9 protein-coding genes are annotated in these 13,494 nt (G+C 56.4%); 4 read left to right on the forward strand and 5 right to left on the reverse strand.

The genetic code is table 11. The annotated features are described in order from the left end of the window. A complete protein-coding gene (locus tag AB3Y40_RS19575; protein WP_369440577.1) occupies positions 1–462 on the reverse strand; it encodes a copper chaperone PCu(A)C in 462 nt (153 codons plus the stop codon). A gap of 199 nt (positions 463–661) precedes the next feature. On the opposite strand from AB3Y40_RS19575, the gene AB3Y40_RS19580 reads away from it, so the two are divergent. Then, a complete protein-coding gene (locus AB3Y40_RS19580; RefSeq protein ID WP_369440578.1) occupies positions 662–4,144 on the forward strand; it encodes a chemotaxis protein CheB in 3,483 nt (1,160 codons plus the stop codon). Next, entirely contained in the window at positions 4,113–4,475 is a 363-nt protein-coding gene (locus AB3Y40_RS19585; RefSeq protein WP_369440579.1) for a response regulator, read from the forward strand. The genes AB3Y40_RS19580 and AB3Y40_RS19585 overlap by 32 nt, the downstream gene beginning before the upstream one ends. Here the strand turns inward: AB3Y40_RS19585 and AB3Y40_RS19590 are convergent. Next, entirely contained in the window at positions 4,472–4,858 is a 387-nt protein-coding gene (locus tag AB3Y40_RS19590; protein ID WP_369440580.1) for a hypothetical protein, read from the reverse strand. The two genes, AB3Y40_RS19585 and AB3Y40_RS19590, sit on opposite strands and share 4 nt — an antisense overlap. A 311-nt stretch (positions 4,859–5,169) precedes the next feature. After that, the gene (locus AB3Y40_RS19595) at positions 5,170–5,535 is read right to left on the reverse strand and encodes a hypothetical protein (RefSeq protein ID WP_369440581.1); all 366 of its coding nucleotides are present in this window, start codon (positions 5,533–5,535) and stop codon (positions 5,170–5,172) included. Between the two features lie 200 nt (positions 5,536–5,735). Between AB3Y40_RS19595 and AB3Y40_RS19600 the strand changes: the two genes are divergently transcribed. After that, entirely contained in the window at positions 5,736–7,892 is a 2,157-nt protein-coding gene (locus tag AB3Y40_RS19600; protein ID WP_369440582.1) for a GumC family protein, read from the forward strand. Next, positions 7,867–9,834, forward strand: a complete 1,968-nt coding sequence (locus tag AB3Y40_RS19605; protein ID WP_369440583.1) for a hypothetical protein — start codon at positions 7,867–7,869, stop codon at positions 9,832–9,834. Before AB3Y40_RS19600 ends, AB3Y40_RS19605 begins: the two co-directional genes overlap by 26 nt. Before the next feature lie 9 nt (positions 9,835–9,843). On the opposite strand, the gene AB3Y40_RS19610 is transcribed toward AB3Y40_RS19605, so the two are convergent. Both AB3Y40_RS19610 and AB3Y40_RS19615 read right to left on the reverse strand, forming a co-directional pair. Then, positions 9,844–10,857, reverse strand: a complete 1,014-nt coding sequence (locus AB3Y40_RS19610; RefSeq protein ID WP_369440584.1) for an NAD-dependent epimerase/dehydratase family protein — start codon at positions 10,855–10,857, stop codon at positions 9,844–9,846. 108 nt (positions 10,858–10,965) lie between these two features. Next, positions 10,966–13,494 (reverse strand): hypothetical protein (locus AB3Y40_RS19615; RefSeq protein ID WP_369440585.1); only part of this gene is annotated, 2,529 nt, incomplete at its 5' end.

Raw genomic sequence — 13,494 nt, forward strand, 5'->3', positions numbered from 1 at the left:
TCAGAGGCCGCTGTGATCATGCCCATCATCTTCCACCGGCTCGACTTGGAAAACGACCTCTAGCCGTCCCGCATTCTCAAAGATCAGAACCGCTGGAATTTCTTCGCCTACTTCGAGCGGATCCCCATTCAGCCCCATGAACATGACGTGCTTGCCGCCGGGTGCAAAGGTTACCGTCTCACCGGGGGCAATTGGCACGGACATCAGATGTTCCATCTTGGCGACATCGCCATCCATGACCGTATCGTGCAACATCACACGCGGGAAATCCGCCTCAATCGCGATCAGGCTATCGGCTGTGTCGCCAGTGTTTTCGATGCTCAGATAACCGGCTCCGGCCTGCGCGAGCTTGGCCGTCTCGCGAGCGACCGGATGCATTACTTTCAACTCGCCGACTTCGTAGTCATGCGCCGACAAAGTGGTCGCGAACAAAGTCAGTAAGGCGGCAATCGTCATACGCATGGGGGTTCTCCTATTTGAAAGCCGAATTAACCCACTCAAACCGTATTGACCACCGCAACCTAACGAGAAAAACAGGAAGTTCCCGCCGTAGGATTTTGGTCGCGCATACACGTAAAAGTTGATAAAATTTCGGTCGACATCTGGTCGCCCACTTGAAATTGACCTAGATTATGACCGAAACCGCTTGCAGGGAAACGTAATGGCCGCGCGTGACTTGACGGAACCACTATTGAAACCGCAGCCGCTCATTATTGGCATCGGCGCCTCGGCCGGTGGGTTGGAAGCACTTCAGGATTTTCTGGCCAATCTTCCGGACAATCACAAGTATGCCATTGTAATCGTTCAACACCTTGACCCTGACCATGACAGCCTTTTGTCGTCATTGCTGGCAAAACGCACCAATACACCCGTGCAAACCGCCGTTGAGGGAAGTGCAGTCAAAGCTGGCAACATCTATCTGATCGCACCCGGCGATTCACTCACCGTGGCAGATGGTGTGCTGCACACAGAGGATTTTGCAAAGCCGCGTGGCCGTCGCCGCCCGATTGATCAGTTCTTTGAATCGTTGGCCGACAATTCGGGGTCTAATGCCGTCGCGGTTGTATTGTCCGGCACTGGAAGTGATGGAAGTAACGGCATCCGCGCTATCAAGGAACAGGGTGGGTTGGTCTTTGTCCAAGACCCCGAACAGGCCAAATACGATGGCATGCCCCGTTCTGCCATCGAAACGGGTGCGCATGACTTGGTCTTGCCTGTCGGCGAGATGATCGAAGTACTGAACGACTATTTCAACCACCTTGGCGGGTTAGAGCCGGAACACTTGACTGATGCCCAGTTCATTGAACGGGCCATGAAGCACGTCCGCTACCGCACGGGACATGATTTCAAGAACTACAAACCGGCAACGCTGCTGCGCAGGATCGCGGTGCGGATGTCGGTGCTGGGGATCACACAGCCCAATGATTACCTCAAGCGGCTGATCGAGAGCCCATCAGAAGTGAACCGCCTGTTTCGCGATATCTTAATCAACGTCACCAGCTTCTTTCGCGACCCCACAACGTTTGAACTGCTGGCAGATGAGGTCATTCCCGAAATCTTGCAAACCGGCGAACCTGACCGGGAGGTGCGCATCTGGGTTCCAGGCTGTTCGACCGGACAAGAGGCCTATTCCATCGCGATGCTTTTCGCCGACGCGATTGAACGGCTTGATCTTTCTCGCAAGGTGTCGATCTTTGGAACCGACATTGACGACGATGCCCTGCGGGTCGCGCGGCAAGGCGTCTATCCCAATTCCGCCTCGGACGAGGTGCCCGACAATCTGCTGCACAAGTATTTCAACTGGCGGCCCGACGGTTATGAAGTCTCTGGCAATTTGCGCGACATGGTCCGGTTTTCGAACCAGTCGATCATCAAGGACCCGCCCTTTTCGCGGCTTGATCTGGTCACCTGTCGAAATGTGCTGATCTATTTCAACAATGAACTGCAAGATGTCTCGATGCGGGTGTTCCAATATGGCCTGCGTGAGCGGGGCTTCTTGCTGTTGGGGTCCAGCGAGAGCCCGGGCCTTGTTGACGAGTTCTTTGACGAGGTGTCGCAGAAGCATCGCCTTTATCGCCGCAGGCCGGGTCAAGCTACCCGACTTGATCTCAACGGATCGGCGCGGGCCGCCTCTGGCCGATCATCCTTTGAACCCAAGAAATCCGCAAAGAAGCTCGCCCCCTATGCCGAGCATCTGTTCGAGGATTTTGCCCCCCCCTATGTGGTGCTGAGCCATTCAGGTGAATTGCTCTTTGCATCCGATGGTGCCGCTAAGTACCTGCAAATAAAGCCCGGGCGTCCGCAACTCGACATTGTCAAATTGATGCGGCCAGAGCTTTCGACGGCTGTACGCCGGATCCTGAACCGCAAACTGGCCGATCAAGACATTGTCGCGCAGGACTTTCAAGGCGAGTTGGGCGATGAAACCGTCCGCATCCGCATCAGCCGTAAAATCCTACCCGATGAACAGCAGTTGCTTGTATTTCAAGACAAGCTGATGGCGATTGATGTTGATGAGACCCGCAATGCGATCCCTATCGTCAGCCCGCCGACAGAATATATTCAGGAACTCGAGGTTGAGCTGGACGAGGCCCGCCAGACCATCCGCACCACCGTCGAAGAACTTGAGACATCAAACGAAGAGCTCAAAAGCTCGAACGAAGAAATGATGTCGATGAACGAGGAGTTGCGGTCCGCCAACGAAGAGCTGACCACTACCAATGATGAGTTGAACAACAAGATCGCAGAAGTCCGAGAGATTAACGGCGATCTGGAAAACCTGATCAGCAGCACACAAATTGCCACCGTCTTTCTCGACAGCAACCTGAAACTGCGCAGTTTCACACCAGAATCGCAAAAGATGTTTCGCTTTGTCAGCAACGATCAGGGGCGCCGGATCGATGATATTGGAACCGATCTTGATATCCGCCAGTTGATCAATGACTGCTCGATCGTTGCAAAGGACGGTCGACCAATCGAGACTGAGTACCCGACGCTAGGCGAAGATCGCGTTTATCGTGCGCGCATTGTGCCCTATCTCGAAGATGACCAGATCACTGGCGGCATCGTCTTTACACTGGTCGACATCACCGAAATCCGCGGGCTGGCGGTTGAGGCCGATCGCCAGAAAAAGCTGGCCCAACAGCACTTTGCCGAAATTCAGGAACTTTATGACATCAGCCCTCAGGCCATGGCGCTGATCGAAAGTGATATGACCTATTCGCGGGCCAACAAGAAATTAGCCGCAATGAATGGATTGGAGATTGCCGATATTGTCGGCAAAAAGGTGAACCAGGTTATCCCCGAGATGAGCGAGCAGATCATGCCGGTCATCGAAGAAGTCTTTAAGACCGGCAGGAAAGTCGAAAGCCTGCGCACAATTGGTGAAACGTCTAGTGGCCGCAGCGACGAGCGTGTGTGGGAGGCGGACATCTATCCGGTTTTGTCTGGCACGGATGTCCGCGGCGTTGGGGTGAATGTGCGTGATATCACCGAGCACGCGCGCATGTCATTCGAACTGCGCCGCATGATGCAAGAGCTGCAACATCGCGTAAAAAACATGCTCGCCAATGTCCTCGCGCTCGTGTCGCGTGCCAGCCGAGACGCCAAGCAGGAAAAGGAGGTGTTTGCCGCGCTGTCTCAACGCATCCAGGCACTGGCGCAGACCCACAAGCTGCTGACGCAATCGAATTGGAGCTCCGCCAAACTGCACGAGTTGCTGATCCCCGAACTTGTTGATGTTTATGGCGCCGACCGCGTGAAGTTGAAAGGCCCGCAGATCGAGATCAACGCGCGCGCGGCGCTGTCGTTGGGGATGGCTGTCCACGAACTGGCGACGAATGCGGCAAAATACGGTTGCTTTTCGGTGCCAGAAGGCAGCGTGAGCCTGAATTGGATTCGGCAGGATGATGGCGAAACAAATGACTTTATCTTCACCTGGAAGGAAACCGGCGGACCAGCCCCATCCAAGGACATCAAGGACGGTTTTGGTAGCCAATTGATCCGGTCCACCATCGAAGGCAGTCTTAGCGGCGCTGTTGAGATTGACCACGGCAAAAACGGTCTGGTGTGCAGCATGCGCATCCCCGCAAGCGCACTAACAGAGATACCAGATGACACGATCTACGACATGCTCACCCCCTAAGGTTCTTTATGTAGAGGACGAAGTTATCGTCGCGTTGGATGTGGCTGACGGGCTTTCGCAAGAGTTCGGTTTTGAGGTGCGCGTCGCACACAACCTGACGGCGGCCTACCAGATGATCGCGCGTGAAGACTTCACCTTTGCGCTGCTGGACATGAACCTTGGCCACGGCGAACGCAGCACAGAACTGGGCAAAACCCTGGCAGCGTCCGGCACACATGTCGTTTTCGCGTCTGGCTACAACCGAAACGAAATTGATGAGATCGCCAATTTCCAACTGATCGAAAAGCCGTTCATGTTGTCAGACATCCACAAGGCGTTTACGGCCGCCTAGCTTGTGCAAGATCTGACACCCATTCTGATCAACTCTGCCCCCGAGACACGATAGACCCCGTTGATCCGATTGCGGCCTTCGTTGATGAACCAGGTCTTCAGGGGCTCTGGGTAATAGTGCGCCATGACCCGGCTCACATGATCGAAATCGGATGGAGACATCGGGCGACCATAGTAACTGGGCCCGTGAAACCCAAAGGTGGTGCTGGACGCGACACAGGTTTGCGGCAGGCCAATCAACATCGTGCAGGTTGAATAACAAATGTCCCCGGTGATTTGCACCGGCCGGCCGCTGGCCCGCAAATTGCGCAACTCGATCAGCCGGTCCCGAACAACGCCGCCGCGGTCGTTACCGACAACGACCGTTCCATCGGCAAGCGTCATCTGCGCAACAGCGGTTGCAGGCACAAGAAAAGCAAAACAAACAACCAGCCACTTGATGACAAGCAGCGTACGAACAAGCGCAAAACACATCGCAACACCCAATCCTGACAGGCATCGAATAGGTCGACACCGCGCGCCCCCACGGCACGGTCAGAAGTGGCACAATGGCCGTTAACACCGGATTTCCGGCGCGATGCATTGTTCTTCAAGATTGACTCAATTGTGGGCCGCATTCATGGAAAATGCGGTTCCGGAAACGGAAAACGGCGCGGTCAGAAACCGCGCCGTTTTTATCAATTCTCTGAATTGGATCAGTTGGTGCCGGATGTTGTTGGGGTCGTTGGCGTACCGCCGCCACCACCACCACCGCCGCCGCCGTTACCGCCGCCGTCGCCGCCACCGCCGTTACCATCGCCGCCGCCGTTACCACCACCGCCGCCGCCGCCAAGCACAGCAGCACCGGCAACAATCGCGGCCGGGCCAAGCACCGGCGCCAGACCGGTTGCGCCAAATGGCAGAAGGGTCAGGCATTCGTCCAGTTCAGCATTTTCAGGGTCTTCGCAGTCAACCGATGCAGCAGGATCCACCGGCGTTACGGGTTCGGCTGCACCTTGCGCAAATGCGGCACCAGCGGTCGAGGTGATCGCCAGCGAAGCGAGTAAAATACGAAAATTCATAAGACGGCCCTCGTCATAAAAGTCGAAGCCTTCTTAACAGAATTGCTGCGCCAGCAGAAGGCCATTTTTCCGACATAATTAACCGTGAGGCCCGAGTCATCGCAATTTTTGGGCTAAATGCCGCTTATTTCAGCGCTAGCATGAAGAATGCGGCATTCACGCGGTGCGTTGCTTTTTGCCGTTTTTCGCGGCACACCTCGATGGTGTTGAACGTGGGGAATGCGATGAAAGACGATGGATCATTGAATCGCGCTGTTGATGCCGCCGATGCGCGGTCAGATTCGCTCGATTTGCGGTCCCTTGCTGGTACATTGTGGCGGGGCAAATGGTTGGTGATCCTCACCAGCCTGCTGGGGCTGGTGCTGGCAGGCTACTATGCCTTTGTGGTGGCAGTCCCACACTATCGTGCCACAGCGGTTGTCATTCTCGAAACCCAGCAGGAAAGCGTCGTTGACCTGCAAAGCGTGGTGGGTGGGATTTCTGGCGATACTTCTGCCATCAATTCCGAAGTTGAGGTTTTGCGCGCGCGATCCCTAATGGGCAAGGTCGTGGATCAACTGGATCTGACCAAAGACCCGGAATTTAACAATGCCTTGCGCGCGCCTTCCATGCGGGCCCGCCTGCGCGCCCAATTGAACGACGTCTTGGGACGCAACACCACAACGTCATCCTTGACCCCGCAAGAGGCCGCCGCCCGCGAAAGAGACGCAGTCGTGACACGGTTGCTAAGTCAGATCACCGTGCGAAACGTGCCGTCCAGCCTGGTGTTCCAGGTCACCGTTGAAACTGAAAGCGCGACAAAGTCTGCCGAAATTGCCGATACAATTGTGTCTTCCTACATCCTTAACCAGCTTGAGGTGAAATTCGAAGCGACCGAACAGGCCACAAGCTGGCTGTCTGATCGCGTAGCTGCCTTGCAGATCGAGCTGGAAGACGCCGAAGCGCGGGTCAAGGATTTCAGCGCCGGAACAGAACTCGTTTCGGTCGAAGGCCTGCAAGCGCTTGAGCGTCAGATCAAAGACCTGCGTGACCGGATCACGGCCGCAGAAGCGGCCCAGGTGTCCAGCTCGGCGCGGGTCGCGGCCCTGACGGCCGCATCCGACAGAGACACGCAGGCCGAAGTTGCGTCTGATCCGCAGCTTGATCGGCTATTGGTTCGCGCGCGCAGCGATGACGCGATTGCCACCGCCTTTGACACGCGGTTTGGTCAGATCCTGACACGCGCCGAGCTTGAGGCGACGCGGACAACACAACAGCTTCAGGCGCTTCAGAATTCGCTGGCGCCACTGGAAGATCAGATCGCCCGGCAGGGTCAGGATCTGATCGCGTTGCAGCAGTTGCAGCGTGAGGCCGAAGCGTCTCGACTACTTTACGAATATTTTCTGGGGCGCCTGAAAGAAACTTCTGCCCAAGAAGGCATCCAACAGGCAGACAGCCGGATTTTGTCCGACGCTGTTGTCCCAATCGAACCATCCGAGCCGCGCAAGACACTGATCACGCTTGTCGGCGCGATCATGGGCCTTTTCGCGGGCGCGTTGATCGTGGTTCTGCGCGAAAGCGGCAAGAACGATTTCCGCACCGCGTCAGAACTGGAACAGTTCACTGGCGAGGCGGTGTTGGGTCAAATCCCGCTGATCCCCGGCCGCGCGCGCAAGCGCACACTGGAATACCTGTCTGAAAAACCGACATCCGCCGCAGCCGAGGCGATCCGCAACTTGCGCACATCTGTGCTATTGTCGAACGTCGACAACCCGCCACAGGTCCTGTTGTCCACTTCATCGCTACCAGCGGAGGGCAAGACGACCAATTCACTCGCGCTTTCGCAAAACTTAGCGGGCATGGGAAAGAAAGTGCTGCTGATTGAAGGCGACATTCGGCGACGCACGTTTCAGGCCTATTTTGATGGCCTTCCCAAACGCGGCATCGTCTCTGTCATGACAGGCGAGGTGCCTTTGGATGACGCCGTGTTGAAGGACGCATTGTTAGGTGCGGATGTGCTGGGTGGCGAGCAGACATCGACCAACGCGGCTGACCTCTTTTCATCCGAAAAGTTCAAGGCAATGCTGCAAGACATGCGGGCCCGCTACGACTTTATCGTGATCGACACGCCACCTGTGCTGGTCGTTCCAGATGCCAGAATCATTGCGCAGCACGCTGATGCGGTGCTTTTCACCGTCAAATGGGATAGCACGACCAAACCACAAGTGGACGAATCCCTGCGGCTGTTTCGGGATGCGAATTTGCGTATCGCTGGCCTTGTCCTAAGTCAGATCAGCCCGCGCGGGATGAAGCGATATGGCTATGGCGGCAAATACGGGGCTTATGGTGCGTATGGCGCTAAGTACTACACCAACTGATACGCGCCGGTGCGTTGGCATTGGTGTCAGACGCATCATCTTGTCATTGCTGTGTATGTGTGTGCCCGGTGTGACGACCGCGCAGGTTTCGGCTGAGAAATCACTGGCCCTGGATGCCGAAATCGCACCCGATAGCGGTCACGTCACGCTCAATTGGTTTGATGAAAGCCGCACAGACGCAGGTGCCGTGACCGTCAACCGCCGTGTGTTGTCAGAGGTTGGGGCCGATACCTGGCTGCCCCTCGCGCCAGAGCTGGGTACGGTCTTTTCGTTCGAAGACACCACAACAGAACCGGGAGTGGCTTACGAGTATCAGGTCCTGCGCACGGGCCGCGAGTTGATTGATGTCGGGTATTGGGCGGCTGGAACCGATATCCCTGCTGTCGTCCAGCGTGGTCAGGCCTATGTGATCGTGGACGAAACCCTTTCAGACCCCTTGTCGGCCCATCTGGATCGTTTCAGGCAGGACCTGATCGGTGATGGCTGGCGCGTCACAACGCGAATGGTTCGGCGCCACGACCCATCAGACCCAATTCGCAACCTTGAAACCGCGAGCCGATTGCGCAGCTGGCTGGCAGAGCAATACAAGGACGCTCCAGAGCAGGGTCATGCGATTGTTCTGGTTGGTCGGGTGCCAATTCTACCTTCAGGCCGGTCCAACCCCGACGGACACGATCCCGTGCCGCAGCCAACAGATCTGTTCTATGCGGATCTGGATGGTGACTGGCGGATCACAGCGACAGGCGCGCTGGCCGATAACCGTGTCCCCAGTGACGCGATTGAGATGCAAGTCGGCCGCATCGACTTTGCCAACCTCAGCGACCGAGACCCGGACTTAGAGCTGCACTTGCTGCGGGCCTATTTCGACAAGAACCACCATTGGCGGCATGGCCTACATGGCGATCTACGGGAGGCATATGGCCAAACCCATCACTTGAAGGTCGAAACCAATGCTTTGCGCAATGTGGTGGGTCCAGGCCGGATTACGGCCGGTGGGCATCATGACGCGGGTGAAGAACAGCCTTGGCTCTGGGGTGTGGACTTTGGTGATTGGAACGGACGGCGCTACGCCGAGAACTACGCAAACAAGGCGATCTTTACGATCAACTTTGGCAGCGGAAAACAACACTTTGGCGCGCCGCATAACCCGATGACGGCGCTATTGGCGCAGCCGTGGTATCCAGTTGCCGCAGGCTGGGGCGGACGCCCCGCATGGTGGCTGCACCACATGGCCTTGGGTGGCACGATTGGCGAAGTTCACCTGCGCACCGTCAACAACGGGCAGGCGAACAGACCCTATCGGGACAGCATGGAGTATTATCCAACTGGCAGCTACCTGTGGCGCAATCCAGTTTGGGTGAACTTGTTGGGCGATCCAACCACCCGTGCCATTCCCTTGCTCCCACCGCGGGGGGTTGTTCTGCTCCAAGAGGAGGATCAAGCCGTGCTGCGCTGGGGCGCCTCGCCCGATCCCGATACAACCGGTTATCGCGTCTTTCGATCCCCCACGATGGATGGTGCGTTTACGGAGATCAGCCCGCCCGATGGGATAAGCGGCACAGAATTTATAGACGATCAGCCGCTTGAAGGTGCGATTTATATGGTGCGTGCCTTTGGGAAAAAGACGGTGCATGCAGGATCGTTTTTCACGCTGTCGCAAGGGGCCTTTGCCGACGAAGAGACGGTGAGCGTATTGGAAAGGGGCATTGTGGTGAAAGTCCCGTCAGGCGGCTCTGTCAGCCTGCCCGCAAAATTTTCGGCCCCGGAGGGCCAAACCATCCGCGCAGTGGTGGCCGGACCAGGCACCGGCACACTGACCTTTCAGGACGGCGATTGGCGCTATGCCGCACCAATTGGTTTCAGCGGTGATGTCCTGCTGCGGTACACGATCTGGAACGGCATGAAGACCCAGGTCGGTGCACTCACGATCATTGTCGAATAGCGGGGCGCGTCACGTCTGGTAGTAGTCTTTGTACCAGGTCACGAAACGGGCAATGCCATCACGGAAATCCGTCTGAGGGGCGTAGCCGGTCAGGTGCTTCAAAAGCGTGGCATCGGCCCATGTCGCAGGCACATCGCCCTTTTGCATTTCCACGTAGTTCCGCTTTGCCGGAATGCCCAGGCAATCCTCAATCGCATCAACAAAATCGAGCAAACGCACTTTGTCAGAATTGCCGATATTGACCACGCGATAAGGTGCGACCGGTGACAGGCTGTCCCATTCCGGCACATCCTCTTCCGGTTCTGGCGTGACGGGCGGGACCTCCATCAGCAGTCTTATGCCCTGCACCAGATCGTCAATATAGGTAAAGTCGCGAAACATGTCGCCGTGGTTGTAGATGTCGATCGGGCGACCATCGAGGATCGCGTCGACAAACTTGAAAAGCGCCAGATCGGGCCGCCCCCATGGACCGTAGACGGTGAAGAACCGGAACATCGTAGTCGGCAGATTCCACAGGTGCGCATAGGCATGGCCCATGCTTTCATTGGCCTTTTTGGTCGCGGCATAGATCGTCAGCTGCGCGTCGGCCTTGTGCCGTTCAGCATAAGGCATATCCGTGTTCGCACCGTAAACCGACGAGGTAGAGGCCATCATCAGATGCGCCACCGCATGGCGGCGCGCGGCCTCCATCACGTTGAAGGTGCCGACCACATTGCTGTCGATGTAGGAACGCGGGTTTTCAAGGCTATACCGCACACCTGCTTGCCCCGCGAGGTGGATGATCACATCCGGCGCAAACGCATCAACCGCCGCATCCAGGCCTTTGACATCTTCCAGCAGGCATTCGGTCATCGCGAAATTCGGATGCTGCAAAAGCATCGCATGGCGGCGCTGCTTAAGCGTGACGTCGTAATAGTCCGTCATCCCGTCCAGCCCGTGAACGACAAAACCATCGTTCAGCAGCCGCTGGGCCAAATGAAAACCAATGAAGCCCGCAGTGCCGGTGACGAAAATACGCTTCAATTGGCCGACCCTTCCAAGACGTGCGCCACCCCACAATGGGGTGGCTTGTCTTGTTCACACCACGTCATAGGTCGCAGCGCAAGTCACTGGATGTGGGGACGCAGGGTCTTAGACCTGATCGAATGCGTCCTCTGCATCTTCAAGGTAGAGGCGTGTGAAATCGGCGTCGTCCAACGGTGGGTGCCCATTGGTCAGCGCGTCCCACAGATCAGACCCGATCAGCCCGTCCTCTTGGTCACCCGTGGTTCTGACGCTGAACGTGCCGCTGCCCGAACCGGGGGCCAACATGCTGAGCACGACGCTGTCGGTATCGTAGTCGATGATTATCTCGGCGTCTTGCTGCGCTCCAAGCCCCGTAATCCGAATGTCATCGAAGTTGCCGATCAGACCGTCCACATCGATTAAGGTGTGATCGCCCGCTTGACCCGCAAGGTCAGACACGTCGATTTCAAGAGAGGCTTTTTCAATGTTCACACCGCTTTCGACGTCGGGACTGTTACCCATCGCGCCAGAGCGGATCTCTGAAATGGCCGAAAATCCGGTATCAGAGGCAATGAACTTCAGATCACCATCGTCCTCGAACCGCAAGACGGCGGTATCACCATTGGCGTCGTCAAAGCCGACTTTCGCGTCGTCGCCTTTGATCGTGATCCGGCTGCCTGCACCCACATCGTAGTTGCCACCGTCGGTGGCCAGAATGGCCTGACCATCACTGACATGCATGTTGGTCTTGCCAGAGACATCGCCAGTGTTTGCAAAGCGTCCGCCGTCAATGTCGATCTTCAGCTTGTTGCCATCGGCATAGCCGTCGATCCAGACTTGACCGGCACTATCGATGTTGAACTCTCCGCCACGTGCGCCGGTTTCAATCGTGCCATCCACGGTCAGCTTGCCGTGTGTAACGTTCAGCTCGCCTCCAGAACCGAAATCAAGATTGTCGATGACGGTCGTTCCGCCATAGTTCACCCAGTTCCCGGCCAGATCGACGCTGTCCCCATTGATCGTGCCTGGCAGATCCTCGGTCGTCCAGTTCAACCGGTTATCCCAGCGGATCCCGTCCCCGAGTTCGTTGGGCACAAAGCGCAGCGTTTCTGCATCCAGACGCACGTTCGGCGTGATCCCGAAACCTTGCTGGAAAAAGGCAATTATCAGGTCAGAGTCAACAACGTCATTCAAAACGCCATCCGCCTGCAGACGCAGATAATCACCCAGATCGGCGATTGTCGCGTTAGGGTCGCCCAGAAGTTGGGCAGCAAAGAGCTGAATCGTTGTTTGGTCCAGAACGTTCGGATCAAGGCCATCGACGTTGACGGCCGACGTCGCCCCCGCATTCACCGCATTCTGACCAAGCCAGTTGTAGATGATGGTGTCATCGTAATAGGGCGTTTGCAGATTATCGAGAGGGGAGTGTGTCCACGGCTTGTCAGCCAACTCATTGGGATTGTTTGGGTCCGCAAGGTGGGCAACAATATTATTCATCAACGTCGTATCGACGCCGCCATTAATTGCGCCAAAGCTCAAGGCGCCGATGTTCTGGCCAAGTTTGTGCGCCCCGGACGTGATTACGTTGTCGGTTACTAGCGAGTAATTGCCGGTTGGACCGTTCCCGTTGTAGTCGCCGCCAAGAAAGCTAACCGCAGCATTGTTGTCGATAAATGCATTGTCCTCGACAACGGCACCACCACGAAACTGCGCACCAAACGACCCTGCCCGCATAGAGATGTTGTCCCGGAAAGTCAGGTCAAGCGCTGATGGCTGAAAGTAAAAGTTGTGGCTGAACTGGCTCGGGGGCTGACCATCTGCGGCATTGCCATCGTCGGCATACCCGTCGGCCCATCCAGAGTGGTCGTAAATGTTGCCTTCGATCAGAATGCCCTCGGTCGCAGTGACATATGTGCCAGCAATCCGATCCGCATGAGGATGAAACGTGACACCATCGGCAGGAGTTTCTGTGACAATATCATTGGCGAATGAGTTTCGAAGCGTCAGGCCGCTGCCGTACTGGAAATCCAACATGCTGCTGAACTCGACGTCATCAAAAAGGATGTTGTTACCCGACAAGCTGCTGAATCTATCTGCGAACTCGATGTCAGAAAATACAACGTTATGGCTGTCGAACTGATAAATCCGGACAAAGTCGTCGATCACGGGCCGCGGACCGCTGCCGTAGGAGGTCACGTGCAACGGGTGCAACTCGTCTTCGCCAGACGCGCCCGCCATGATGACACGACCCACTGAATCGTATTCGTAGCCGCTTTCGAACCGCAACCAATGCGATGTATTGCTATTGGCGCCAGCAATTCCATACCACAGATCCATACCTGCATCTTGGTCCAACGCCATGCCTTCGCTGCCGCCGTATTCGGAATGTTCCATCAGCCAGCGCTGGGTGATGTCGCTTTCATCAAGACCTTCAAGTGCAGCAATATCTGCCCGGCTCAGCGCGTCGCTACTGTTGGTGATGTAAACCTCACGGTGAACGTCCCCGGTTTCAACGATGACGTCGTCGTTGGCATCGGTTTCCAACATAAAGAACTTGCCCTCACCCCAGCCAGCATCCTGCGATCCGGCTTGAACCTTGTGCGAGCTCTCGAAAACTTCTGTCGAGCCATCCTTGAAAGTCACCTCGTAGCGATA

The sequence above is a fragment of the Yoonia sp. R2331 genome (genome assembly GCF_041103235.1).
GTDB lineage: Bacteria > Pseudomonadota > Alphaproteobacteria > Rhodobacterales > Rhodobacteraceae > CANMYO01.